This window comes from Micromonospora vinacea, assembly GCF_015751785.1.
GTDB lineage: Bacteria > Actinomycetota > Actinomycetes > Mycobacteriales > Micromonosporaceae > Micromonospora > Micromonospora vinacea.
This window is the reverse complement of the sequence record NZ_JADOTY010000001.1, coordinates 4,585,534-4,611,868: the sequence shown is the minus strand read 5'-3', so window position 1 is coordinate 4,611,868 and position 26,335 is coordinate 4,585,534. Positions and strand designations below refer to the sequence as shown.

Sequence of the window (26,335 nt, the reverse complement as noted above, 5' to 3'; positions counted from 1 at the left end):
AGCGGGCTTAGGATCGCACGTCGAGCCGGGCCTGATCCACGGCCGGGGTGAGCAGTTCCGCGTCTAGGCTCCTTCGACCTGAGTGGAGTGCCAGGCACCCCTGTGCAAAGATCGACCAGATGGCGAGAACCATGCTGGTCACGGGTGCGACCGGTGGCGTCGGCGCGGCAGTGGTACGGGCCGCGGCCGACCGCGGTTACGATGTGACGGCCGCCGGCCGCAACGACGTGTTGCTCGACCGGTTGTGCGCGAGGACACCGCGGACCAGTCCGGTGCTGCTCGACCTTCAACATCCCGTCGACCTGCCGGCTCCGCTGGTCGAACTGGATCGCCTCGACGCGCTCGTGCATTGCGCCGGCATCGCCGAGGTCGCCAGCGTGGACGAAACCCCGTACGCGTTGTGGCTGGAGACGTTGACTGTCAACGTGGCGGCCGCCGCGGAGATCACGCGGGCGTTGCTGCCCGCGCTACGCAGAGCGGACGGCCACGTCGTGTTCATCAACGCCGCGCCCGGGCTGCACGCGGTGCCACGATGGTCAGCCTACGCGGCAAGCAAGGCTGCGCTGCGCGAGTTGGCCGATTCGCTGCGCGAGGAGGAAGCGCGCCACGGGCTTCGTGTGACCACCGTCTACCCCGGCGGTACGGCGACCGAGTTGCTTCGCAAGGTCCGGGGACAGTTCGGCCGGCCGTTCGATGCAGCCGACTGCATCCGGCCAGAGACGCTGGCGTCGGTAGTGCTGACCGCCCTCGACCTGCGCGACGACGCATACCTACCCGAAGTGTCGGTGCTGCCAGCACCTCGCAAATGATCAGCCGCGCCTGCATCGGGCCGCCGACGACTGCTCGCGCACCCGACTCATCGGCAGTAGTAGCGCACCGTCCCGCCCGCGATCAACTGGCAGTGGAGCAGGGCCGGGCTTGTTGGCACTCTCCGACGCACTGTCATCGACAGATCCGGACGCCTGTACCTCGGGGCACCGAGCACCGAAGGTGACGGCTCGTCGTCTGCCTGTGCGCACGACCAGCGGCCGATCCGTATACATCGAGCCGAAAACCCTTCGCCTTGCTCGACGTGGCACCAGCGCGATGCCGACCGCGAGGCTTTCCGGCATCGGGAGAGACGCCGAACCGGCCGGCTACGGCGTCCAGTCTCGCCGGAGCAGACCGTAGATCACCATATCCACGAAGCCATCGCCGTCGTACTCGCGCTCCCGCTGGGTGCCTTCGTGCGTGAAGCCGCACGTCTCCGCGGTCCGCCTCATGGCCGTATTGCTGGCCAGCGTCTCCAATTCCAGGCGGCGTAGGTTGCGGTTGCGGAAGCCGTACCGGCAGAGCAGCCGGATCACCTCGGTCCCATACCCCTGGCCGCGCGCCTCGGGCAGCAGGGAGATGCCGAGGTGGGCGTACTGATTGAACGCGTTGATCCCCCACAACGTGCCGCCACCGAGGAAAACGCCGTCGGCCACGGTTTCGGCCAGCAGCGAAACCATCGTCTGGCCGTCGGGCGGCTCGGTGACCTGCTTCTCCAGCCGGGCCCGAATCTGGCCGACGTGACGCGGCAGGAATGGCTCGCCGTCTGTGATCAGGTGCAGCTCGGGATCACCGTACAGAAGGAACATGTTCGGCGCGTCGTCGGGCGTGGGCGGACGCAGTCGGACCCGGTCGGTGGCGAACATGCCGCGACGCTAACAGCCGGTATGGAGTTCCACGATCGGATTATGCAGGGTCGCCCGGACCGCGCGGCGTTCCAGAGTCCGCCGTGACGACGACAAACGTGCGCGTTGATGCCGGCGGTCGGTGAGCCGGCATCGGGATCCCGATCAGCGCGCGGAGGTGTCGTAGCTGCGGATTAGGCGGCCGCGGCCGGGACGTACTCGGGGCTTGCGGCCCTCGCTCGCGGCCGTGGTGTTCTTGCCGTCCGCTGTGGAGCGCCGGACCACCAGCGCCAGCCCGGCGAGGATGATGGCGGCCGCGGCAAGCTCGGTCGCGCCGACGGGCTCGTCGAGCAGTAGCCACGCCGCGCTGAGCCCGAAGACCGGCACCAGGAGGCTGAACGGCGCCACCCGCGCGACCGAATACTGGGCGATCAGCCGGTTCCAGATCCCGAAGCCGACGAGTGTCGACACGTACGCGACGTACGCCACTGCTAGCAGCCCGCGCCACGACAGGCCGGTGATCGCATCCAGCACCGCCTGTCCCCCGTCGACCACGCCGGCCAGGCCGAGCAACGGCAACGGCGGCACCAGGCTCGACCAGACCAGCAGCGAGAGCGGCCGCGTCTCGCCGCTGGCCCGCATGACCAGGTTCGCCGTGGCCCAGCTGGCCGCCGCGAACAGAGTCAGCACGAAACCGATCACCGTGGCGTGGCCGCCGCTGCCGATCGCCAGCAAGCCGATCCCGACCGATCCGACCAGCACGCCGGCCACCTGCGCCCGCGCCGGCCGCTCGCCCAGCACCGCCGCCGCCAGCAGCACCGACATCAGGGCCTGTGCCTGCAGCACCAGCGAGGCCAGACCGGCCGACATGCCAGCCGCAAGCGCCGTGAACAGCGCGCCGAACTTCAGGACGCCGAGCACCAGGCCGTAGGCGACCACGTAGCGGAGCCGGGCGCTGGGGCGCGGCACCAGGAAGACCAGCGGCACCGCCGCCGCGACGAAGCGCAGCGCGGTCAGCACGAGCGGCGGCAGGTCGCGCAGGCCCAGCTCGATGGCGACGAAGTTGACGCCCCAGATAGCGGCGACGAGCAGGGCGAGAAGTCGGTGTGATGCTTTCATGCCGGCTACGCTGCCCGAGGCAACGCTTAAGGACCAGTTCAACGTTCTTCATTGTTGCTGTAGCGTGGCTACATGAATCTTGACGTACGCCGGCTCCGCGTGCTGCACGAGGTCGCGCTGCGCGGCAGCGTCACCGCCGCTGCCGCAGCGCTGCACGTCACTCCGTCGGCGGTCTCCCAGCAGCTCGTCCAGCTGTCCCGAGAGGCCGGGCACGAGCTTGTCGAGCGGGCCGGGCGCGGAATCGTCCTCACCCCGGCCGGCCAGGTTCTGGCCAGCCACGCGAAGGACGTGCTGGGCGCGGTGGAGCAGGCGGTGGCCGGACTCGCCGCGCTTCGCCACGGCGTCAGCGGTACGGTGCGGGTCGGCGCGTTCGCGTCCGCAGCCGGCGCGCTGGTGGCACCCGCCGCCGCCCGCCTGCGGGCGAAACACCCGGAGCTGGACGTGCGGGTGATCGAGGCCGAAGACCAGCAGAGCCGCCTCGACCTGCGCTCCGGCACCCTCGACGTAGCGGTGCTGCAGGAGTACGACCACGTGCCCGTGCCACTGGTCGACGACCTGGACCGACATCCGGTCACCACCGACCCGATGCACCTGATCACCCCGGTCGAATGGCGCCGTCGCACCGGCCGGCTGAGCGAGCTGCGTGACATGCCATGGATCGCCAGCGCCGAACACACGCCGTGCCTTCGGTCCACATTGCACGCTTGCCGGCTCGCCGGCTTCGAGCCGGACATCCGGCACCGTGCCGTCGACTTCGCGCTCACGCTGGACCTCGTCGCGGCCGGGCTGGGCGCCGCGCTCGTGCCGGAGCTGGCGCTACGCCACGTGCCACCCGGGGTGCACGTAGAGCCACTGGTCGAGCCGACCATCGAGCGACGCATCTTCGCGGTCACCCGTGCCCTCGGCGGCACACCGCAACGGCCCGCGGTGGACGCCCTCCTGGCCGAGCTGAACAGCCCGCCCGACCTCCCCCACGGACAGCTTCCGCCGATCAGCGCCTGACGTACGTGCTTCGACCCCCGGTCGACGACCATGCGGCCATGAGCAGCGGTGACCCGCGCATTGTCGAGTGCGCGGTAATCGACAGTTGCGGGTGGTCTCGTGATAGCAGTCTCATCGCCTGGCGGCCGGCTGAACAATGTCCGGGCCGCCGGTGTGCGGCGTCGGGAGGTAGCCGGGGTACGCCTGCGGCAGTGCCGCCACGCAGGCCTATCACAGTTGGGTGCGCAGGACGTTGTATGCCCAGGCGGCGAGGGTGGTGGGTGTCGTGGTTCGTATGGTGCGCGGTTGTTCGGGGACGAAATCGTCGCGCAGACCGCTGGACATTCCTATCACGGCGTCGGTGAGGCCTGCCGTCATCCCGCTGGCACGCAGGTTCTCGCGCATGGTTTCGTCGGAATTTCGGTCGGCGGTGCACGGTTGCCCGGTGGCCGCGCTGACGATCTCGGCCGCTTGTGCCCAGGTGAGTTCGGTAGGTCCGTGTACAGCTTGCACGACGCGGCCGGACCATGCCGGCGACAGCAGTCGGGTGACAGCGACCTCGGCGATGTCGCGTGGAGCTACCCACGCCATTGGCTGATCGACGGGCAGGATGATCGGGATTCGTCCGCCGCGGATCGCGTCGAGTTGAAGCAGGAGGTTTGTGAAGAAGAATCCGCAGCGTAGGTGTGCGACGGTGGTGCCGGTGGCGTCCAGGGCGACCTCGGTCGCGGCGAGGCCGTCTATCTCTCCGGCCCCGTGCCGGCGCTCGGCACCGACGCTGCTCTGGAACACGGTCCGGCGGAGCTGGTTCTCGGTGACCGCGCGAACCACGGCGGTGGTGGCCCGGGCATAGTCGCCGAGCGGGTCCTCACTGTCTGTGGTCGGGTCGACCCAGTAGAGGGCGTCCACGCCCCGAGTCGCGGCGACCACGCCGTCCGCGTCGTACAGGTCGACGGCCGCCACGTCGGCTTCGGCTCGCACTGACGGCGGCAGCCGGTCCGGGTGGCGGGCGAGCACCAGCGGCCGTACGCCGGCTCGGATCAGCATGGCAACCACGTGGCGTCCAACGTTGCCGTTCGGAGTGGTGACGGCGATCCGCACAGGGCCCTCCTCAGCGTCGGTAACCGCTGACCACGCTACAGAGGTCGAACGGTTGAGGCTTGATTGATCATGGCGGTTCCGGGTCGAGCGTCATTCCGGTCTGGCCGAGGAACCCGCGAACGGGTCGGCCGACATTGGATGGCCCGCAGCCGGTGCGCAAGGGCCCCGGCGAGGTGGTCGACGCCGCGTACGTCGGAATTGGCCAAGCCTCGTTTCGCGAGTCCCCAGACGCGTTCGGTCGGCCTGAGGTCCGGGGCATAGGGCGATGCTGGATTACGGTCCGCCAGTCCGGAGCGTCGATCAGCGTGCGCGTCGCGCCGCCGACGTGAGTGCAAGTCGGCTGCCTGGTCTCTCGGCACCGCACCGGCTCGCGCGGGTGGTGGCTTGCCCGCGCGAGTCCGGCGCGCACTGGGCTACGCGGTCAGGCGTCGCCGATCGACGACAGTGGGATGCCGAACACGCTGCGCTGCCCGTTGTACTCGGTGAGTGTCCACATCCGCTTGCCCTGCGGCTGGTAGGTCAGGTCCTCGGGTCCTCCCGCTGCGACGCTGGTGTACTGCCGCGAGGTGCCCACGGTGGCGCGGTGGATCCAGGCGGGCTTGCGGTCGAACTCGCTGCTGGTCAGCACGAACTCGTCTCGGTGTGTGATCGCGCCGTTGACGTTCGCCCGTGACGTCACGTACACCGCATCGGAGCTGACCAGGCCATCGGACGCCGCGAGTTTGCCCTTACCGTCGAGGTTCCACCGGACGATCCGCGCGTCGGCGGGTTTCGGCGAGTGGACCCCGTCGCGGTCCTCCTTGTACTCCGCGGTGACGAGCGAGTTCGGCGAACTGCTGCGGTCGAGGCTGATCGAGGAAATGCGCAGCGGCAACCGCGTCGGGTCCGGTTGCGGCGTGTAGTAGCCGACCTGCGGGATCGCGTAGCGGTAGTCTGCCGCGTACGCCTTTCCGCCGATCATCCCGATCCGCTTGTGCGAACGGTCGGGAATTGTGCGCCAGATGTTGTGCAGGTCGAACAGGCGGATCGCATTGGTATCGGCGACGTAGAGCCGGTAGCCGGCCCAGGCGACACCGCCGGCGTGCGACACCGCGGCGTGGAAACTGCCCTTGCGGTCCGGAACGACAAGCAGGACGTGCCGGTACTCGGGCTTGTCCGGGTCGTCGTAGTTGACGAACGTGATCCGGCTGCCCCGGTTGGTGCCGTCGAGGCCCTCGGCGTCGTACCAGGTCGCCGCGATGACGTGATGCTCGCCGAACCGGCCGTCATCGTCGGCGTCCCAGGAACCGGTGAGCCCTTGCGGGATCCACGTGGTGCCTTCGTTGTCCTCGTCGTTCCAACAGAACTGCACCGAGTCCGGGGTCGGCGGCTTGCCGCACGAGGCCTTCGCACTATGGTTCACGTCGCGGATGACATCGACCAGATGCACGTTCGGGATCTTGGCGTTGAGGTCCGCGACCGACTTCGCGAAGGTTTCCGAACGGTCCTCCAGCGTGTAGGTCAGAGTCGACGGCGTGATTTCGGTCGGCTGGAACTCCAGCAGGTTCGTGGTTGCTGCCTGATGGTTCATGAGACCCTCCCTTGCGGGACGGTCGCCGGCCGGACGGCCGGAACGGGAAGGACGGATCGGCTCGCGGGCCGCTGAGCCCCACGGATCCGGCCGCCGCCGGCGACAACTTGCCTACCAGTTCACCGTCTCCTGCTACGACGTTCGATGCGGTATGCGATCGTCGCGACGAGGAGGATGGCGATGATCGAAATGATCCATCCCGCTCGGTCCATGGCTCCACCTCCTTCGCGGGCCGCTTCTTGCACGCCTCAGCCCTAACCGTTACCCCAGGCTGACGGCATCATGCATCGGTGGCCGTGGTTCCTCGCTCGGCGACTCGTCGGCCGTGGTCGGACGCGAGAGCGTCGAGCGAGCGGTGACGATTGACCAAGCCCGTCAACGCCGATCGCAGCGCAGGAAGGCCGGTGCATACAACGACACCGTCTTGGTCAACTGCCTCAGCAGCCCATCCGGCCGGTCAGCGACAGGCCCTGCTCCTTGGCCGCCCGGACCAGCCCGGCGGCGGCCTTCGCCTCCGCCGACGGCTCTGCCCGCTTCTTACGTCCAGTCTGGTCGTTCAGTGCCACGGTCATCACGGCATCCTCTTCACCAGGCACAACGCCCGATGAGTCAGGCCGGAAACACCTTTAGTTCCACAGACCCGTCCGCAGCCGGGCGTGAGTCGATGCCGGGCACCTGCTCCTTGACCTCGCTGCCTGACCTTTCCCGTTGTTACAGAAGGGCTACGGCAAGCGGGCTCCGGGGTGCTGGTCGCGAGCGTCACCGCAGCCAGACCTTCGCCCGCGTGATCCGCAAGATCAGCCCACCTTGACGGGTCCCGAGGCAGGCGTTCGGGACCCGTCTTTGTCACGAGCCCTCTCAGCCGGACGCGCCTCCACGACCCGACGCGGTGCGCGCTCATGCCGAGGAGAGTGTGTTGCCGCGAATTTCCCATGGCCGGCATCCGCTGTCCCGACTCAGGGCGTAGCGGGCAACCCGGCGCGGCACAGTTCAAGAGCGTCTCGAGCACCGCGCAGGGCTGCGATCACGTTGGGCGAGGGTCGCACGTGCACTTCAGGAAAGTTGAGACCGGCCGATCCGTTGCTGATCGGGTAGGCCAGTTGCTCACGCCCGAGCCGGAATTGGGCGTCGATGCCGGTGCGGTTGCCGCGCGGGTCCTGGCGATGCCAGCGGCCCGCGAGGTATACGGCAACGAGGCCGTGCAGGAAGGGCTCTCCCCCGTCGGTCAGCCGTTGGTAGCACAACCCGGCCGGAACGCCGGCGGCCCGGGCCACGGCCACCAGCAGGTGCGACTTGGCATAGCAGAGGCCGACGCCGGCACTGAGCACCTCGCCAGCGGTGACGGTGATCCGCGGATCCTGGGCGTCCACGGAGTGCCGGATCCGGTCGCGAACCCATGCGAAGGCGGCCCGCATGAAGTCGACGTCGTCCGGATGCGCCGCGCGTATTTCACCAGCTAACGCCCGCACTGCCGGATGGTCCACCTCGACGACCATGTCACCGCCCAGGTACTCCATCGGTTCGCCCGCGACCAGTTGCATAGCTGTCCCTTTCCCCGCCGCCTGTTCAGTCGGGTTCGAGGCTGCTCCATCGCGCCATGACCCATCGCGTTACGGTAACGGCGCTATCTCACCGCCGCCCGCTTCGCCTGTCACCCTTAAGACCTGCCCTACTCCCCCAGCCAGAGGGCTCACCGGTCGAGTCGCTGTCCGTGCACAACCGGAGGAGCCTGTTGGAGTCATCTTGGCAACCAACACCTCGAAACCGGGCTTGACCTGGAGTGTTGGGATTGGGTGTGTGTTGGGGTCGACATGACCCTTTGCCCCGATACCGCCCCGCCGATGACACTCAGCGCACGAGAGCTGCGGGTCATCGGGAGAGACCGCTGGGCGGCTGGCTGCTAGCGTTCGCCGCCATGTGGACCGAGGAGATCGTGGCCGGGCGCCCTGCATGGCGGCACATCCCGTCGACGGTCGTGTTTCGGAAGGTTCCGGGCGGCACGTTCCGGATGGGACTGTCCGAGGCGGCGCTGGACGCGGTACGCGCGATCGAGCGCAGCGGTGGGGTCGAGGACACCATCGACCCGTTCCTCGCCAGCGCCAAGGACGCACAGCCGGTACGCGAGGTGCGGGTCGAGCCGTTCCTGCTCGCCCGGCACCCGCTCACCGTGGCGCAGGTCCAGCACTGGCTGCCTGAATACGAAGACGACTACGCCGAGGCGGACACCGGCACGGCCCGGCTCGAAGGCGACCTGGACGACCTGCTCAAGCTGTTGCCGTTCCAGCTGCCCAGCGAGGCGCAGTGGGAATACGCGGCCCGGGCCGGAACCACCACGTTGACGTTCCGCGGTGACGGGAAGCCTGACGAGGACCAACTCCTCGACGACTTCGGCGACGAGACACGGACGGCCGCCAGCGAGAACGCGTTCGGGCTGGCGGCGATGGGATCGGCGAACGAGCTCTGCGCCGACGTGTGGATCCCCGGGTTCGACGGCGCACCGTCAGACGCGCGACCACGGACCGGAGACGGGCCCCGGACCGTACGCGGCGGAGCCGCCGACCTGTACCCGTGGCAGGGCTGTGACGAGTGGCTGCTGCTGCTGTCCGCCACCCGATACGGACACGCCGACTTCACGGCGGTACGCCCAGCCGCACCACTGCCACCTCAGTGAGGGTCGTCCAAGCGGATCCCATCTCGAGCCGGCAAGCAGACCGACGGTAGCCCGAACAGGGCTGCGACGTCACCCGTCGGCCTCACCGCCCGAAGGACCGCTTGGTCCCCAGCAGCACCGTAGCCCGGCCGACACCTACCCGTTCAGGCCCGCCCCGGCGAGAAGCCGAGCCAGGACGTCACCGAGGCCGACATCGAGATGCTAATCGACTGGCCGCTGACGGAGGGTCGGCAACGCCCCGCTCTGGGTCCAACCGCACCGGCAGTGGCTAGGCCAAGCTGCTGTCCGGCACGGTTCCCGGGAACTGGCCCGGAAGGAACTCGCCGTTCGCCAAATTCATCCGTATCAGCGGACATGGCGTCCTCGCCACCACGTCACGGTGAGGCGATAGATAGTGCAGTTGCTCGGCTCATCGGCAGCGATCCTCAGTGGAAGCCCGCGTGAGAATCCGCCAGCGGAAGTGTCGGATCCCGGTGGTGAGACTGTCGGACAAGTCCAGCGATCCACGCTGACACCAGCCACCATGGCGTGCGGCAGTGAGAGACAGCTCGCAGGATCTGGCCAGCCTCATCTGGTCTACCGCCGACCTTCTGCGGGGCCCCTTCCGCGCGAGTGAGTATGGTTCGGTTCTCCTCCCCTTCACCGTGCTCCGCCGCCTCGAGTGCCGCAATCTGCTCGGCGGGCAGAGCCTCGTCTTCCAGGTGCACGCCGCCACCGACCCACTTGAAGCCCTCCGCGCCGCGCACGACCACGCCGCGGCTGAGCTAGCCGACCTGCTGGCCCGGCTCGACCTGCACGCCATCGCCTCGCAACTCGCCGAGGCCGGCCTCCGCCCCTTGGTGATCGCTCGGTTCGCCGCCCTCAACCTCAGCGAGCAGGCCGTCTCCGACGCCGAGATGGGCTCGGTCTTCGACGCGCTGGTCCGCCGTTCCGCCGAGACCACAGCCGACCTTGGGGGAGAGCACTTCACCGCGCCGGATGTGACCGCCCTACTTGCCATGCTGATCGTCGCGCCGGGCGCCGCCCGACTGGCTCGCCACCCCGCCCCGATCCGCGTCTACGACCCGGTCTGCGGAGCCGGCGGCTCCCTCATGGCGCTCTGGGCCGCCGCCGGTCAGCTGAGCCCGGTGGAGTTGTTCGGCCAGGATCTCAACCACGCGTCGTCCGCGCTGACCTCCGCCACCCTGCTGATGCACCGGCTCGACCCCGGCGGCATCGCCCAGGGCGACACTCTCAGCCACGACGCCCATCCCGACGCCACCTTCGACTACACGGTCGCTGCCCCGCCCTTCGGCATGGATTGGAAGAAAGTCCAGGGGGAGGTCAAGAAAGAGGCCGCGCTCGGCGACGCTGGTCGCTTCGGCGCCGGCCTGCCGCGCATCAACGACTCCTCGCTGCTCTTCCTCCAGCACATGCTGGCCAAGATGCGCCCGCCGGAAGACGGCGGCAGCCGCCTCACCGTCCACTTCAACAGCAGCCCCTGTTCAAGGGGCGCCAGGCAGCGGCGAGTCCGAGATCCGCCGTTGGATCCTCGAGAACGACGTTCTCGAAACCGTGGTGGCCCTGCCCGAGCGGCTCCTCTACAACACACGCATCCCGACGTACATCTGGGTTTTGACCAATCGCAAGGAGCCCAGCCGCGCCGGCAACATCATCCTGATGGACTGCCGACAGCACTTCGCGGCGATGCGCCGCTCGATCGCCGACAAGAGCAGATATCTGACGACCGAGCAGATCTCCGAGATCATCGCGATCCGGCGGTCGGCCACCGCGACCGATACCAGCGCGCCCGACATCGCCAAAATCGTGCCGGTCGCCGACTTCCGCTACGAACGGCTCGTCGGCGGCGTCACCCGCGTCGGCTACGAGATCCGCAAGGCCCGGCTACCGCAACGACATTGATTGATGTCTTGACTCTATGCGCCGCCCTGCTCATGATTTACTGCGGCGGTTCAACAGTGAGGGTCAATGTGATGACGCAGGTAGAGCCACCGGCAGGAGGCCCCACATCAGCCGTCACTCTCAGCGAGCCTGGAAAAAATGGCCGACTCGCGCGTGCCAGGTCAGGCACGAGGGATTGGCTGACACGTGGGGCCCATCGGCGGGAATTGAGCATCGCGAGCCTCGGTTCGGTGCTCCTCGCTGTCGCGATGATCTGGCTGATTCCGCCGTACGCGATTCGCGTGATGACTGCCGGCGCCAGGACTGTGCCGATCGCCGACCCGGCCCACACCATCGTCGGTGACGCGGGTGACCCGACGGCCCAAGCATGGCTGGTGGGATGGGGTGGCCACGCTCTCACCCACGGCCTGCGTGGCCTGTGGGATACCAACGCTTTTTATCCCGACAAGTACGGCCTAGCCCTGAACGACAGCCTGCTCGGCTATGCCCCGGCAGGGCTGATAGGCAGCGGTGTAGTCGGCGCCGTACTGCGCTACAACATCCTGTTCGTGCTGGCTTTCGCGCTCGCCTTCCTCGGCGGCTACGCGCTCCTGCGCCAACTTGGCGCGAACAAGGTCGCCGCCGCGGTAGCCGGGGCCGCCCTCGCCTACGCGCCCTGGCGCTACGGCCACGACGGCCATTTGAATATTCTCTCCACCGGTGGTATCACACTGGCCCTGGCGATGCTGGCGCGCGGTCACGGACTCTCGCTCACCCGCGGCTACCTTGCCGAACGAGTCCGGCCGGGATGGGCGTTCGCTGGCTGGCTGGTCGCGGCCTGGCAGGTCAGCCTAGGCTTCGGCGTGGGGCTGGGATTCGTATACGTCCTCGCCGCCCTCTGCCTGATCACACTGACAGCCTGGCTGATCCACCGCCCACGCCTTGGCCGCCGGCTGATCGTCGGTGATCTGATCGGCGGGCTGGTCTTCACCGCGGTGACCGGATACTTCGCGTACGCGTACCAACACGTGCGCGAGCTCAACCCAGCTGTCACCCGGGACTGGGACTACGTTGCGCACTTCTCCCCGACACTGCGCGGACTTCTCGTGGCGCCGCAGTCCTCGCTGCCCTGGGGCACCCTGCACAACGGCGCCCGCACCGCTCTTGGTGGCGTACCGACTGAGAAAGTGCTGCTATGCGGGTATGCACTGTATCTACTGGCCTTCGCCGGCCTGTTCCTATCCCGCTGGTCACCGGTGCAACGGCTTCTGCTGCTGTTTGGGGCGGTCGTCGGAGTGTTGTTCGCGCTGGGCACGAACGGGCCGATCTACCGCCTGCTCTATCTTTACGTGCCCGGGTTCGATGGATCCCGTACACCAGGCCGGTTGATCTTGTGGCCCACTCTCTGCCTGGCCATCCTCGCGGCCGGCCTGGTTACCCACCTGGCCGAGGTGGCTCGCAGGGGCGCCAAGCCGGAATGGTCGGTGGGAGCGGCACGGCTACTGACCGTTCCGTTGCTGGTCCTCGTGCTAGCTGAGGGCCTGCCTGACCTGAACCACCCCCAAACCCCAGCCAAACCGGCCGCGATGGCGCTAGCCTCCGCGCACGCTCCGATCATGGTATTGCCGTCCGACGACGGCAGTGACCTCCACGTCCTACTTTGGTCGACCGACGGTTTTCCCGCCATGGTCAACGGTGCGGCCAGCTACACCACACCCAACCGTCAGGCGACCCGCGACGTTATGACGACCTTCCCCAGCGAGCCGGCCTTGGATCGGTTGCACCAGCTCGGCATCCGCAGCGTCGTCCTGCTGCGCAACCGGGTCCAAGGCACCCCCTACGAACCACTGCTTGACATCCCCGACGTACCCGGCATCACCCGCCATGACGTCGGGCCAGACGTGGTCTACACCATCGACACCAACACCAAGAACCCCTAACGAATCGATGTTGGGCGTGCCCTCGGGACACGAGGACCGTTCTGTCTGAACGTGAGGAGGGGTGAGCAGCCGCCGTGGATCGTCTCGGACGAACTCTGGGCCGAGATCGAACCACTGTTGCCACCCCGACCACCACGCCGGCACCGGTTCCCCGGGCGTAAGCGCCTCGACGACCGCAGAGTGTTGTGCGGAATCCTGTTCATGCTTCACACCGCGATTCCGTGAAGGTTCCTGCCCCAGGAGTTGGGGTTCGGCTTTGGGGAGACCTGCTGGCGCAGGTTGCGGGGCTGGAACGACGCCGGCGCATGGCAACGACTGCACGAGATCCTGCTCGGCAGGCTGCGGGCCACCGATCAGCTGGCATGTCGAGGGCGGTGATCGACGGCTCCCACATCCGGGCGCCCTGGACGTCAGCGCAACACGCCGTCCATGCCGTCGCCGTCCGCGCCCAGACGTCCTCGTCTCCTCTGAGCCAGGTCCCGTGTAAAGGCTCCACCTCGCCGTTGCCCAAATGGCTCGCGCTCGACGAGGAGGGGATTCAATCTCCGATGGACTGCGTTCGGCAGCCCAAGACGCCGTAGAAGCTGATACCGAACATGCGGGACGACGACACGCGACGCATCCTGGATACGTGTCGCGGCAGAGCGTTCGTCGACCGTCGAGACAAGCCTGCAGCGCGCAGACAGCGGCAGAAGAGTGTGTCGACGGCTCCACGCTCTCGCGGCCGCTTGTGATCAGTGTGCAACGACGACGGTGCGTACGACACCATCAGCAGGTCTCGGATGCTCGGTCGAAAGCCTAACCAGATCACACCCGGTAGTACTGCACGACGCAGAACTCGTTGTCCTCCGGGTCGGTCATGACGAGGACTGCGCCCTCTTGGTAGTCATGCCGTTCACCTGTCCACCGCCCGCCCAACATCCCGATCCGATCGACCGCTTCGTCAACGTCGCTAACGGCGATGTCGAGGTGTAGTCGCGTCTTGCCGGCCTTGGGCTCCGGGACCGGCTGGAATGTCAGCACCGGGCCGCCCCCGGCGACAGTGACGCGCCGCCAGCCGGGAAGAGACTCCGTCACGCGTCCTCCAAGCACCACGGACCAGAAGTCAGCCAGTCGCTGCGGATCCCGGCAGTCGACCGTGACTCCGGCAAGTCGGCCCAGTGTTTCCACGACACCGACCATAGCGACGATGTGCAGCCCGCTCCCACTGGGACGCACTCATCTCGGCAGCTCCGGCCGCCCCCCGCGGGCGGCGGCCAGCGTGGCGTCCGCCGCTTCCAGGGCGGCAAGGACCACCTCGGCGTACCGCTGGGTCATCTGCGACGTGATCCGCGAGCTCGACCTGGCACGCGCCGAGCTCGACGCCCTGACGAAGCTCGCCGCCCAGCCCGGCCTGCCGTTCTTCCTCGATACGAACGTCTTCCACACCTGGCAGCGGCCTGACCGCATCGATTGGCTCGCCGTGCTGCGTGGATGGACGGAGACCGCGAGGACGGCACGACTCGTTGTGCCGTTGCGGGCCGTTGACGAGCTCGCAGGGGTACAACGTGATCACCTCCGATACCGGTCCTACCGCGTCCAGCCCTGACAGCGTATGGGCTGCCTAACGGACCGACCCGTCCACCGCCAGGACATGCCGCCAGGATCGTCGGCTCGGCGCACGGGGCCGGCCCGGTTGGATTCCGGGCCGGCCCCGTGTGGTGGGGTGCGTGTGCGTTACGGCGTGGGGACGCCGTCGAGGATTCCCACCGCGTCGGTGCCCGGGGTGACGACCAGTTTGCGAGTGAGGGTGTACGAACCACCCGCCGGCACGTCGACGTTGAACCGACTCATCACCCAGTTGCCCGCGGCGTAGACGTCGAAGGCGCTGGCCGGTGTGCCGTAGACGAGACCGAAGACCTGCGGGTCGGTCCCGGTCATGCCGATGTACGGCTTGCTCGGGGAGTACGCCGCCGTCGCACCCGGCGTCACGATGCCGGCACCCGGGATGACACTGGCCTGGCCGGCCGCGTCGTGGTCCATCGCGTCGCCGGTCCACACGCTGAGGGGAGCCGAGCCGGAGTTGCTCAGCTCCGTCGAGACCGTGGCGAAGTTGTCGCCCGGCTTCAGCGTGTACGTCGTCGTCGCCGTCAGACCCGTGATGCCTTTGACCGGCCCGGAGACCCGGACGACGGCCTTGTCGCCGGTCGCCTGCACGATCTGGACGTCGGTCGCCGCCACCGACCGGTTGTCCCACGCGCTATCGCCGGTCGGCTGGGTCGCCGAGACGTAGGGCAGGTTGATCCAGTCGAACTGGTCGGCCATGCCGCGGACCGCGATGTCGACCGGCTTGCCGCGGGTGCCACCGGAGAGCTGCGAGTCGTTGTAGGCGTCGGCGATCGCCATCGAGAGCTTGTCGTTCTCGAGCATGACGTCGCCGTAGCCCGCCTCGACCAGACCCGAGCCGATCTGCTTGCCGTAGCTCGCCTCGACCGTGACCGGGCTCAGCGCGACGTCGGCGACGCCGCTGCCCACCGCCGGCACGGTGACCGTGCCGGCGGCTGCCTGGTAGCCCAGCTTGGACACCCGGACGTCGTACTGACCGGTCGGGGCCTTGACGAGGTACTTGCCCTGGGCGTCGGTGCTCGTGGTCGCGACCACCGTGCCGGCCTGCTCGAGGGCGACGCGGGCACCGGAGACGGCGGCGCCGCCGGCGGTGATGGCGCCGGACGCACGAGCGGCATCCGGGACAGCTGCGTCGTGCAGGTCGATCTCGTCAGCCCAATTCGCGATGTTGCGCGTGGGGTCGCCACCGGCGGTCGCGTAGTCGGTCAGGTGGTAGAAGCTGAACTGCTTCGTCGCACCGGGCGCCATCGTGGCGTCGTAGTAGAGGCCCTCGACGTAGCCGTATGCACCGACCGCGGTCGGCATGTCCAGTGCCCACGCGAGACCGTGGGCGGCCTGGCCGTTCGTGGTGGCCGCGTCAGCACCGACGTAGACGTAGTTCCCGGTCCAGCCCGAGGTCTTCAGACCCGGGTTGGTACCGCTGAACCCGGGGATCCGGCCGTTGTCGACCGAGCTGTCGGGGTCGATCATGTAGTTGAAGTAGCCTTGGTAGCCCGTCGTGCCGGTGTTGGTCAGCTTGACCGTCATCTTCACGATCGGAGCGTCGGGCAGAGTCTCGTAGCGGACCTGCGCCTTGATGGCCGGGTTCGCCCGGTACTGACCGTCGCCGACCACGGCAGCGCCGTCGACCGCGAGGCCGGGCAGATCGAGCTGGTCGTTCGGCCGGTCCCACGAGTCGGGCGGCGTGAGGCTCGGACGCAGCAGCATCTCGCCCCAGTCGAGGGTCTCGGCGCCGTTGGCGTCGTTGAGCATGAGGTCCGACAGCGCCCCCTGGCCCAGACCGCCGATGCCGTTGTTGCCGGCGGCGTACGGCGTCACGGAGGCCCGGATCTTATTGTTGGCCAGGTAGTAGTACTCCGTGCCCGTGACGACGTCCGTGCGCGTGCTGCCGTTGCCGTAGTCCGGCGCGTACGTCGACGTGCCGGCGGTCGGGTGGATCACCTTGATCAGCTTGAGGTCAGCGGTCGCGTTGCCGGTGGTGCGGACCGTGACGCTGGCCGCCGAGCGGTCGTCGGCGATCAGGCCGCGCTTGGCCGCCGTGACGGTCCAGGTCGACGCCGGCAGACCGATCCGGTACTGGCCCCGGGCGTCAGTGCTGGTTACTGCGGTGTCCTGACCGGTGGCAACGGCGGTGACCTTCGCGCCGGCGATCGGAGCGCCCGTCTCCGGATCGCTGACCGTGCCGGTCACGGTCGCCCAGCGCTGCGCGGACTCGCCGCCCGGCACGTAGGCGTAGAGGTTGCCGTCCCAGGCGCCCGTCACGACGGTGTTGCCGCTGACGGCCGGACCGGCGCCCACCCAGGTGCCGATTTCGTGGCTCCACAGGATCTGGCCGGTGTCGGTGGCCAGGGCGTAGAACCTGCCGTTGTTGGCGCCGACGAAGAGCGTGTCGCCAGCCACGACCGGGCTGGACATGACACCACCGTGGTAGATGTCGCCGGGCAGCGCCCGCTCCCAGAGAACGTTGCCGTTCTGGGCGTCGAGGGCGACGACGGCGCCGCTCGGGAAGCCCATGTAGACGACGCCGTCCTTGACGGCCGCGGCGCTCGGGGTCGAGCCGCTCGAGACGAGCGAGGAGCGCGAGCTCCGGTAGGTCCACAGCGTCGCGCCGGTCTTGGCGTCACGGGCGGCGATGCCGTTGTTGGCGCCGATGAAGACCTTTCCCTCGGCCGCGGTCGGTACGCCGTCCTGCCAGCTGCCGAGCGACTCGGTTCCGGTCCACTTGCGGGCACCGGTGGCCAGGTCGTAGGCGAGCACGCGGTCGGCGGTCTCGTTGCCGACGTACACGGTGCCGTCCATGACGGCGGGCGTACCGTCGCTCATGGTCGCGCCGGACATCGGGGAGGCCCAGATCTGCCGCCCGGTGCGGGTGTCGAGCGCCTTGAGGACGCCCTGGCTGCCGATGCCGAAGCGGGTCTGGTAGGGCCAGAGCACGGTGTGGCCGGAGACGGCCGGCGAGTAGTAGCCGTAGGTGCGCTGGTTGTTCGGGGCCGGTGCCTGCTCGGGCAGGGCCTTCCAGCGCAGCTTGCCGGTCCTCGCGTCGACGGCGTAGAGCTCCGAGCCGAGGGTCGGCGCGAAGATCAAGCCGTCGCCGTAGGCGAGGCTGCCGTGGATCGACTGCGGCACCTCGAAGTTCCACAGCTCCTTGCCGTCCTTGAGCTGGACGGCGTGGATCCGGCTGTTACCGTCTCCGTTCTCGTCGCGGGTGCCTGCGTAGACGACGCCGTCGTGGATGACCGGCGACCCGGTGAGGAAGGTGCCGTCGGTGCGGAAGCTCCAGGCCAGGCGGCGGCCGGCCTCCTGTGCTGGCGCGACACCGGAGTGGGCCTCGTTGCCGTGGTGCTGGTTCCAGTCACCGCCGGCGACCGGCTTGAGCGCCGGCTCGCGGGTGAGGGTGAAGTCCGCCGATTTGGTCCAGGTTTTGCCCGCCGCGTCGACCACCATCACGTCGATGCGGTGCTTACCGACCTTCTGCAGGCTGTTGGGCAGGTTGCTCTGCCAGGTGAACTCGCCGCTGTGGTGCAGCGGCATCCAGTTCTTGGCGCCGTCGATCCGGTAGCGCGCCGAGACCACCTCGTCGCCGGTGTCGTAGGCGTTGACCTGGATGCCCGGGAACTTCGCGGCTGGCACCTTCGAGTCGGGCGCGGGGCTGACGATGGTGAGGTGCTCATTCTCGCCGTACATCCGGAACGGGTTGTCGAAGTCCGGACCGGCCATGTGGATGTAGCGGAAGCCGCGGGGCGCGTTGTCGATTGTGTAGGAGCTCGACACGGTCTGGATGTGCTTGGCGGTCGAGGCGAACGCCGAGTTGTTCTCGACGTGGTTGGAGTGCTCGTGGCCGACCAGAATCAGCTGCGCCTTGTACTGTTCGAGCACGTCACCAAAGGCGTCGTACGTCGATGGCGAGCCGAACGGGACGTTCATCGGCTGGTGGGTGAGGACGACAACTTCAATGTCGTTGCGCGGGTCGCGGTCGAGCGGAACGTTCGCGGCGAGGTCGTCCTTGAGCCAGTTCAGCTCCTCGTCGAACGGCGCCGAGCCGTTGTTCTCGAGCACCACGAAGTGCCGATTGCCGTAGTTGAACGAGTACCACTCCGGACCGACGTTCTTGCGATAGTTGTCGATCTTGGCCGCGTACTCCGACCCGCCCGCGTACTCGTGGTTGCCCACGGCCGGCCACACGCCGACGCCCGACTGCTGGGTACCGCGACGATACGTGTCGAACTGCCCCTGGCTGGCGTCGTTGGTGAGGTCACCACTGACCGCGATGAAGCGCAGGTCCGTGCCCGTAGAGTTGATCTCGCGGATCTGGTCGGGCAGCTGTGCGTTGACGTGCGGGTCGGCGATGTTCGCCCAGGAGAAGTTGTCCCCGTCGGAGAACCGGTCGCGCTCGAGGGCGAAGTCCGCCGCGGGCGTCGCGCCATCGACGAGCTGGCCGAGGTTGGCCCAGAACCTGGGCTCCTTGAACTCGTCGAGGCCGAATTGGTAGCCGCGGGGCTGGGTGGCCCACACGATGTCGGTCGTGCGGCGGTCGGTCGAGATTGTCAGAGAGTAGGTGCCGTCGGCTGCGGTCGTGGTGGCGACGACGCCGTCGGAGACGCGGACGCCGGCCAGACCGGCCTCGCCGTCGTTCCGAACGCCGTCGCCGTTGGCGTCGACGTACACGACGCCACTGACGGTGGCTTCCGGCGGGTCGATCGCGTACGCCACGTATGACGTGAGCGGGCCCGCCACGACGCTGGCGGCGAGCCCCAGCGTCGTGGTGTACAGGACGACGCGCAGGCGCGCGCGTGTCCAGCTGAACGTGGACATCGGGATCCTTCGGATGGGGGTGGGAACGGGGTGTCAGGTCAGGATCGGCGACCGTTCGACGAACCAGACCAGACCGGCACCAGCGACGGCGACGGTCGCCGCGACGGTGCCGAGCGTGAGGACGCGAGCGGCGACCGGCGTGGTCGCCGCCCTGCGCAGGAACAGCAGTCCCGGGAAGGCGAGCCCGATGATCGTCAACTGGACGAGTTCGATGCCGACGTTGAAGGAGACCAGGTCGGCCAGCGTCGAGGCCGACAGCGGGCCGTCAACGCTGATCGCGCCCGCGAAGCCGAGCCCGTGCAGCAGCCCGAAGCCGAAGACCACGGGCAGCCGGTGGCTCGTCCTCGGCGACAGCAGGTTGTCGACCGCGACGAACGCGATCGACAGCGCGATGAGCGGCTCGACGATCCACCCGGGCACGCTGACCCAGCCGACCGCGGCCAGCACCAGGGTCACCGAGTGTGCGACCGTGAAGGCCGTGGCGACCTCGACGACGTCGCGCAGCCGCTTCGCGCCCAGCAGCAGCGCCAGCAGGAACAGCACGTGGTCGAGCCCGAAGAGCAGGTGCTCCGCCCCAAGCCGGACGAACCGCGGGATCTCGCTGAGTAGGTCGGTGCGCCCCACCGTGACGCTGGTGCGGGCACTGTCGAGCAACATCGCACCGCGGCGGCCGCCGATGTCGTAGGCCACCATCGTGGTCGTGTCGTCAATGACGCCGTCGGAGACGCGGAAGATGTCGCTGCGGACGGTCAACGCGCCGGACGCCGGACAGTCGTAGGCGAGCGCGACCCGCACCGCACCGGAGTCGGCAAGTTCAACGCGGGCGTCGTCCTTAGCGGTACACCCGATCGAGCTGCGGCTCAGCCGCAGCCGCTCGCCGACGTACGTCGCCACGTCGCTCGCGTGCGCGTCCAGCGCACTGCGCCGCGCCTCGGTCGGCACCTCGGCGGCCGCGCCGTCCACGCCGACCGCGTCCGGGCTCAGCGCACCGTCGAGGCTCAACAGCCGGGCGAGGACGTCGTACTCCACGTCGACGACAGCCGTGACGCCGTCGCCCTGGCTGCGCAGGTCGACCGCAACCGAGGTCGCGCGGACGTGCGCCTGCACCTGCGCCGGAGCGGCGACGAGGAACACGGCAACAAGGGCGGCGAGGAACGCCAGCAGACGCACAGGCATGCACTTCCGTGGTTGGGGGGAACCGCAGTCGGTCCCCAACCCTGCGGTGCTCGCTCCACACTCGGCAACCCGAGACGACCCAATTCACCGAACCTTCCGCTGCTGATCATCCACCGGCCGAAAGCCGGGCTTCTGAGCGCCGAAAGCCGGGTGCCGAGGTCACGAACGTACGGTCCGCCCGGCCCACTTTCCGTCTGTAGCCAGGCGGGAGGAGCACCGGGTGGACTCGTGAAGTTGAGCGTGACGGGCCGGCTTCTCGTTCGGCCAGGGCTTGTCCGGTCGATCGTGGAACGGTGGCCGCCACCCCGGCCACAGGGCTCGGCCCGTGGCTCTCGGACGAACGTGACACCGGCCTCGGCCATCCGCCGCTAAGCGGCATGACGTGTCGGGGGCATTGATCGATGGCCCCGAATTCGTGTGCCCAGATGCGGCCCAGATCGGTGCGGAGTCCGGTCGACTGCCGCGCACCAAGCTCCAAACACCACTTCATCACTGACGTGGCGGCGCCCCTCGCCGAAACTCCGGCCGGTGGATCGACCGTGCCTCCAGCCAACCACCGCCCGTGGTCGAGAACGACCTGGCGACGCCGCGCCCTCAGCGACGGCAGGGCGATTGGTATTGCTTACTTCCAAACCCAGCTACGACTACGAACGCCGCAGGGAGCATCGAGGTCCCAGACGACTGCACGGCCCACGCCCCTTGACGGCAGCCGCCGGAAGGCTGTTGGCGGGTTGGCGGTAAGCCCTGCGAACACAGCACTTAGGCACTGGCCGACGCACTCGGTGTCACACCGACGATGCTCCTTCGCAGTCACGTTCGCTTCGGTCAGGGCCCGCCGGCTTCACCGCCCGGCTGCGCAAGGTGCTCATCAAGGGCCGAACTCCGCCAAGATCACGATTGGATGTCGGGTCTGACCGGGCCGTTGACCCTCCGGTGCAACTCCCGTGAGCTGTGCGGCGGGCAGGACGCCCGGATCGGGGGAACGACAATGGAAACCATGGCACCGGGACCTGCACCCGTCACGCCGCCGCGACCGCACCGACGCCGGGCATGGCTCGCGATCGCGCTGGCCGGGGCACTGGCCAGCGGGGCCGCCGGAGTGGCAGTCTGGCGGACAACGGCCACCCCGTCACCGGCATCCGCCGAGGTCACTACCCCCGATACGGCCCGGGAACTCTTCGCCGGGCTACCCGACCGACTGCTGCCACCAGCCAACCCGACCGCCCTACCCACCGACCGGGCCGTCGGACGGGGAGCCCTGCTCTACCAGATCAACGATCCCGACAGCTTCACCGCCGGAAGCGGTGGCCTGCCTCGGCTACCGATCTACCTGGTGACCGCCACCGGTGACCAATTCGCCATCGGTACGGTCACCACAGTCGAGTTCAACCACGCGCTCTCCCCGGACGGACGGTGGCTAGCCCAACGCCGAGACCGGCAGTGGTGGATCCGCGACCTCACCGGGACCACCGCCGTCCCGCCCGGGTACGAACTGCGGCAGTGGTCCACCGACGGGCAGGCGCTGCTGCTCGGGCAAACCACCGGCACCAGCGAGACGTACACGGCATTCACCCTGCCCAGCGGGGAGCTGCGCCCGCTGGCGTTACCCGCGATGCCGGCCCGTCGAATGCTGGCATTCCTCGACGGGCGCGAACTGGCCACCGCGGAGTTCAACCTCGGCGCGAACCTCCGACCGCGCCGCCAGCTCACCATCGCCATCCAAGACGTCGACGGCGGCAACGCCCGCTCGGTGTCGATCCCCACCACCCAGCAGGTAGGCCCCGGCGACATCCGCAACGCGGTCGTCCCGATCATCCGCGGCGGAGGCAATCCACCGAGCGTATGGGCTCTGGTCACCCGCCCAGAGCCCACCCCGACCGGCCAGGCGGAACAGACGGACGAAGTAACCCCCTGGACATTGGTCGGAGTAGACCTGCGGTCCGGCCAACCAGCCGGCCGGATCGACCTCGTGATGCCCAAGAATGACCAAGGTGAGCAATTCCTCGGTCTCGCCGGCACCGAAATCCTCCTGCAACGCTGGACCGCCCACGCCGCTGAACTGGTCGCCGTCGACCCCGCCACCGGCCAGCGCCGAGTACTGACCTCACTACCCGACCATGCGCGGCTGACCGTCCCCGGCAACTAGAACTGTTCGAGCCAGCACCAGCACGGCCCAGCGCTCGAGAACAACGAGGGATTCGAACCCACGACAGCCTCATGTCGAGCCTCGTTCAAGGCTTGTCATTGCTTGTCAAAAATAGGCGTTGAGCTGCACAGACACGATCAAATGCTGGTCGCTCCTTGTCACTGATTGTCAACGGCAGACGGGGGTTTTCGGGGGGTAAACGGGGGCCTGGCAGACATGACAGTGCTGGGTCCCACCGCGCCCCACTCCCCCGCCATCGGGGACGTGCCGTCACCAGAAAACAGCGTGCGCCCGCCCGTCGCGACTGGCCTACCCCGGGCAAGGGGTTCGTCTCGGTGGACCGCCACGGACCGATGCCCGACGTGGGATACGCCTTATCGGCGCCATCCCGCTCAGCTGAAGATCAGCCCACCTAGGTCCCGCGCCAGGCGTTCGGCACCCGTCTTTGTCACGAGCCCTCTCAGCCGGACGCGCCTCCACGACCCGACGCGGTGCGCGCTCATGCGATGAGGGATGTCTATGCCTGCGCGCTCTTCGGCGGTTCGACGCGCTGCTGTGCTGGATGGCGACGCTGGCCATTGGGTAGATCGGCCTGCCGATGGCCTGATCGAAATCACTCAACGGGACCGGTGCGTCGGTTATTCGGTATCGCCTGGATGGGAACGGATGTCGGGCGGATCAGGGTGATGCCGTAGGCGACGATCCACACGACCCAGATTAGCCAGCCGACAAGGCCGAGGAGAGCGACCGTACCGGGGTCGTCGATGGCCAGAGGGCTCAGCACGGCCGAGCCGAACTGGAGTGCGGCGGCAAGCAAACCGATCCCGCTGTGCCAGCGGCGGATCAGGCCGGCGCGTCGGCCGCTGATGGACAGGCCGGTCATGGCCAGTGCCAGGAAGGTGCCATTGAAGATGAACAGCGCGTTGTGTAGTGCCCAGAGCCCGGCGATCGTGCTGCTGTCCTGCGCGGTCGTTGACGCGAGCGCGAGCCGGGTGGCCATCACGCCGGTGAAGGTGATGTTCTGCATGATCACCCCGGCGAACCCGACCAGGGACCAGGCTGTGCCTTGCTCGCGGTCGGTTCGCCACAGCACGGAGACCGCGCCGGCGCCGAAGAGGGTGGCCAGCACCCAGGCGATCGGTGCGAGTGCTGACGCGAGGCCGACGGTGTTCTGTTGGGTGGTGAAAAACTGGACAACGTCGTTGGTCTCAGCGCCGGTGTGGGGCAGGCCGGCTGGCACCAGGAAGGCGTTGGTGGAGGCGATCAGGATGGCGAAGCCGAGTCCGGCCAGTCCGGCGATCCGCGAGAACGTCCAGGTGCTTCCGACGCCGAGTTTACGCAACATATATTCAATATAAGGCCCGAAAACTGAAGGAGGCAAGCCATTGACCGCCGAGACAGGTAGGCGGAGGTACGAATCACTGCGCCGGGCGGCGCAAGCGGCAGAGACCAGGGGTGAGATCGCCAGCGCCGCTCGTCGACTGTTCCTCTCCCGGGGCTGGGCGGCGACCACGGTACGTGACGTGGCACGGGAGGCGGGGGTCTCGGTGCCGACCGTCTACGCGGTGTACGGGAACAAGACCGGGCTGATCCAAGCCCTGGCCGATGCGGCAGACATCGCCGCAAATCCATCGCAGTCGCTCGCCGAACTGGAAGGGGCCGAGAACGATCCGGTGCGGCAGCTCGCGGCGATGGCCGGCTACGACCGGCGCCTCTTCGAGCGCGCCGGTGACATCATCGCGCTCGTACGCGAGGCGGGCCGCACCGAGCCCGAGCTGGCGAGCGTCTACCGCGACGGCCGTCAGCGGGGGGACGAAACCAGGATCCAGGTGTTCTCGTCGTGGCCGGGCGGCGTTCTCCGGCAAGGATTGGACATTCCATCGGCCGTCGATATCTACGCGGCGATCTGCAACATCGACGTCTACACCACACTCACCGACGAACGCGGCTGGCAACCCGATCAAGTCGAACGCTGGTGGACCGAGGCCCTGGCCCGCGAACTCCTGACCTGAAGTGTCATGAGGCGCCTCATGACAGGCCGTCCGGGTACGGAAGATTACGAGGTAGACGACGACCACGAAGGCCACGCCACCTCGTCCCACGGGCACCGCGTCCAAAGCCAAGCGGGTACTGGCCGCGACTGACCGTCGGCAAGCCGGTCGCACCTGATCCGGTATCCGCTTCTGTAATCCCTTACACCACAACGGATCCCATCAACTCACTTCACGTGGTCAACGGGTAACCCAACACTCTCTCAGTCGACCGTGGCGACCGAGAGAGCGACGAGCAGGAAGGCCGCGAGATAGGCCCACGAACGGTATCCCTGAAACCACTCCCAGCGGTTACGGCGCTCTTGCCAGCGCTCCGGAGGGAAATCCTTGTCCCAGCGCAGTGTGGACAGGTTGATCGGCACGTTCACGACGACGGTCGTGACGATGCCCGTGGCCCAGGTCGCGGCCGCAACCCAACGCAACACCTCGGGCAACCCCGTCCCATCAGGGCGGGCCGCGTAGCTGATAGCCAGCACGAGCGAGGCCGTCATCAGCACCGGCATCACAATCCCGAAGGTACGCAGCAGACCCTGTTCGACCAGGATGTGGTCGCGCGGCGCCAGACGCTTGACCACCGGATGCACAAAAGCATAGGAGCCGAACTCGGCGCAGGCCGTGAACCCCAGCACGGCGACGGTGGCGAACATCAGCACGTCCATACCCGGTCCTCTCATCGTGCCGGACTGCACAGTGTCACGCCCCATCGGCGAGCTGTGGCGCAGCATCCGCGACGTGACACCGCACACGAGAAAGCACGGCTGGAGCCGATCGCCGCGATCGCCGTTGCTCCCGCCGAGGTGGCCGATCGGCAGCGCATCGCAGAGGTTATTGATTGATTGATAACATGTCAACCATGGGCCAGAAACGAGTCTCCTCGTCCCAGCGACGCGCTTCCGTGCTCGCTGCGGCGATCCGGATCTTCGGCAGCAAGGGCTTCGCCGCAACCACCACGGCAGACATCGCCCGCGAGGCCGCCGTGAGCCAGCCCTACGTGGTGTCCCTGTTCGGCAGCAAAGACGCGCTCATCCGAGCCGCGATCGAGCACGCGCTCGACAGAGTGGTCGAGGTGTTCGAGCAGACGATCGACGACGACGCACCTGGCGACCTCGCACCGCGTATCGGTGTCGCCTACCTTCAACTGTTCAAGGAGCAGGGGTTGCAACTCTGCCTCGCGCACGCCTTCACCGCCGGCACCGATCCGGAGATCGGGCCACTCGCCAGAGACGGCTTCCTCCGCGTCTACCGAGTGCTCGTCAACCGCGGCGATCTCACACCCGAACAAGCCAGTCAGACCCTCGCCGCCGGCATGATGGCCAACGTCATCCTCGGCTTACGTCTGGCCGACGACTATGACCGTGAACCCGCAATACGCGAACTCCTCTCGGCGACCTACCCGAGCAACGTCGAGCTCCTCAGGACCGTCACCAGTGCCTACGATGGCCTCGCCCCTCTACAAGGTGGGGCCGGCGTTTGATCCGCTGGTGGGTCAGGTCAACGGCGGGACGGTCGGACCGTTGGGCTGCAACTGCAGCGCCCAACCCGAAAGCATGGACCATCGCCGACGACTGGTCTGATCATCAAGGCGTTGCACGCACGCACAGCTGAAGGCGAATTCCCGTGGTCGGGT

At 68.0% G+C, this 26,335-nt stretch carries 19 protein-coding genes and 2 pseudogenes; 10 read left to right on the top strand and 11 right to left on the bottom strand.

Annotated features, from left to right (window positions below):
- Positions 1 to 131 precede the first annotated feature (131 nt).
- Positions 132 to 809, top strand: a complete 678-nt coding sequence (locus tag IW249_RS21725; protein ID WP_196922434.1) for an SDR family oxidoreductase — start codon at positions 132 to 134, stop codon at positions 807 to 809.
- Positions 810 to 1,136: 327 nt separating this feature from the next.
- Here IW249_RS21725 and IW249_RS21720 read toward each other — a convergent pair whose 3' ends face one another.
- Positions 1,137 to 1,676: a GNAT family N-acetyltransferase gene (locus tag IW249_RS21720; protein WP_196922433.1), complete on the bottom strand. Its 540-nt coding sequence runs from the start codon at positions 1,674 to 1,676 to the stop codon at positions 1,137 to 1,139.
- A gap of 144 nt (positions 1,677 to 1,820) precedes the next feature.
- Positions 1,821 to 2,774: an EamA family transporter gene (locus IW249_RS21715; RefSeq protein ID WP_196922432.1), complete on the bottom strand. Its 954-nt coding sequence runs from the start codon at positions 2,772 to 2,774 to the stop codon at positions 1,821 to 1,823.
- 72 nt (positions 2,775 to 2,846) lie between these two features.
- Here IW249_RS21715 and IW249_RS21710 point away from each other — a divergent pair, with 72 nt between their 5' ends.
- Entirely contained in the window at positions 2,847 to 3,776 is a 930-nt protein-coding gene (locus tag IW249_RS21710; protein WP_196922431.1) for a LysR family transcriptional regulator, read from the top strand.
- A 210-nt stretch (positions 3,777 to 3,986) separates the two neighbouring features.
- Here the strand turns inward: IW249_RS21710 and IW249_RS21705 are convergent, their stop codons facing one another.
- The 4 genes and pseudogenes from IW249_RS21705 to IW249_RS21690 all read right to left on the bottom strand — a co-directional run bounded on the left by IW249_RS21705 (position 3,987) and on the right by IW249_RS21690 (position 7,967).
- Entirely contained in the window at positions 3,987 to 4,856 is an 870-nt protein-coding gene (locus IW249_RS21705; protein WP_196922430.1) for an NAD(P)H-binding protein, read from the bottom strand.
- A 421-nt stretch (positions 4,857 to 5,277) separates the two neighbouring features.
- Complete coding sequence (locus tag IW249_RS21700) at positions 5,278 to 6,426, bottom strand: hypothetical protein (RefSeq protein ID WP_196922429.1); 1,149 nt, start codon at positions 6,424 to 6,426, stop codon at positions 5,278 to 5,280.
- Between the two features lie 417 nt (positions 6,427 to 6,843).
- A pseudogene (locus IW249_RS34795) lies at positions 6,844 to 6,998 on the bottom strand (IS256 family transposase); the annotation flags it as partial.
- 384 nt (positions 6,999 to 7,382) lie between these two features.
- Positions 7,383 to 7,967: a transglutaminase-like domain-containing protein gene (locus IW249_RS21690; protein WP_196922428.1), complete on the bottom strand. Its 585-nt coding sequence runs from the start codon at positions 7,965 to 7,967 to the stop codon at positions 7,383 to 7,385.
- Positions 7,968 to 8,341: 374 nt separating this feature from the next.
- Here IW249_RS21690 and IW249_RS21685 point away from each other — a divergent pair, with 374 nt between their 5' ends.
- The 4 genes and pseudogenes from IW249_RS21685 (at position 8,342) to IW249_RS35245 (ending at position 13,143) form a co-directional block, all read left to right on the top strand.
- A complete protein-coding gene (locus IW249_RS21685; protein WP_196922427.1) occupies positions 8,342 to 9,097 on the top strand; it encodes a formylglycine-generating enzyme family protein in 756 nt (251 codons plus the stop codon).
- 536 nt (positions 9,098 to 9,633) lie between these two features.
- A pseudogene (locus tag IW249_RS35255) lies at positions 9,634 to 10,518 on the top strand (HsdM family class I SAM-dependent methyltransferase); the annotation flags it as partial.
- A 133-nt stretch (positions 10,519 to 10,651) separates the two neighbouring features.
- Positions 10,652 to 10,999: an N-6 DNA methylase gene (locus IW249_RS35250; protein ID WP_372433044.1), complete on the top strand. Its 348-nt coding sequence runs from the start codon at positions 10,652 to 10,654 to the stop codon at positions 10,997 to 10,999.
- 1,970 nt (positions 11,000 to 12,969) lie between these two features.
- Positions 12,970 to 13,143: a transposase gene (locus tag IW249_RS35245; protein ID WP_196922425.1), complete on the top strand. Its 174-nt coding sequence runs from the start codon at positions 12,970 to 12,972 to the stop codon at positions 13,141 to 13,143.
- A 582-nt stretch (positions 13,144 to 13,725) separates the two neighbouring features.
- Here IW249_RS35245 and IW249_RS21670 read toward each other — a convergent pair.
- Entirely contained in the window at positions 13,726 to 14,088 is a 363-nt protein-coding gene (locus tag IW249_RS21670; protein ID WP_307788661.1) for a VOC family protein, read from the bottom strand.
- 154 nt (positions 14,089 to 14,242) lie between these two features.
- Between IW249_RS21670 and IW249_RS21665 the strand changes: the two genes are divergently transcribed.
- A complete protein-coding gene (locus IW249_RS21665) occupies positions 14,243 to 14,506 on the top strand; it encodes a hypothetical protein (protein ID WP_196922423.1) in 264 nt (87 codons plus the stop codon).
- 128 nt (positions 14,507 to 14,634) lie between these two features.
- Here the strand turns inward: IW249_RS21665 and IW249_RS21660 are convergent, their stop codons facing one another.
- Together IW249_RS21660 and IW249_RS21655 are read right to left on the bottom strand one after the other, a co-directional pair.
- Positions 14,635 to 19,335 (bottom strand): outer membrane protein assembly factor BamB family protein, encoded by a 4,701-nt coding sequence (locus IW249_RS21660; RefSeq protein WP_196922422.1) that lies wholly within the window; start codon positions 19,333 to 19,335, stop codon positions 14,635 to 14,637.
- Between the two features lie 33 nt (positions 19,336 to 19,368).
- Complete coding sequence (locus IW249_RS21655; protein ID WP_196922421.1) at positions 19,369 to 20,511, bottom strand: HupE/UreJ family protein; 1,143 nt, start codon at positions 20,509 to 20,511, stop codon at positions 19,369 to 19,371.
- A gap of 997 nt (positions 20,512 to 21,508) precedes the next feature.
- Between IW249_RS21655 and IW249_RS21650 the strand changes: the two genes are divergently transcribed.
- Positions 21,509 to 22,657, top strand: a complete 1,149-nt coding sequence (locus IW249_RS21650) for a TolB-like translocation protein (RefSeq protein ID WP_196922420.1) — start codon at positions 21,509 to 21,511, stop codon at positions 22,655 to 22,657.
- 613 nt (positions 22,658 to 23,270) lie between these two features.
- On the opposite strand, the gene IW249_RS21645 is transcribed toward IW249_RS21650, so the two are convergent.
- A complete protein-coding gene (locus IW249_RS21645; protein WP_231392605.1) occupies positions 23,271 to 23,999 on the bottom strand; it encodes a hypothetical protein in 729 nt (242 codons plus the stop codon).
- Between the two features lie 43 nt (positions 24,000 to 24,042).
- Between IW249_RS21645 and IW249_RS21640 the strand changes: the two genes are divergently transcribed.
- Complete coding sequence (locus tag IW249_RS21640) at positions 24,043 to 24,669, top strand: TetR/AcrR family transcriptional regulator (protein WP_196922419.1); 627 nt, start codon at positions 24,043 to 24,045, stop codon at positions 24,667 to 24,669.
- Positions 24,670 to 24,911: 242 nt separating this feature from the next.
- Here the strand turns inward: IW249_RS21640 and IW249_RS21635 are convergent, their stop codons facing one another.
- Positions 24,912 to 25,367, bottom strand: a complete 456-nt coding sequence (locus IW249_RS21635; protein WP_196922418.1) for an anthrone oxygenase family protein — start codon at positions 25,365 to 25,367, stop codon at positions 24,912 to 24,914.
- A gap of 194 nt (positions 25,368 to 25,561) precedes the next feature.
- Between IW249_RS21635 and IW249_RS21630 the strand changes: the two genes are divergently transcribed.
- Complete coding sequence (locus IW249_RS21630; protein ID WP_196922417.1) at positions 25,562 to 26,182, top strand: TetR/AcrR family transcriptional regulator; 621 nt, start codon at positions 25,562 to 25,564, stop codon at positions 26,180 to 26,182.
- The last annotated feature ends 153 nt before the right edge of the window (positions 26,183 to 26,335 follow it).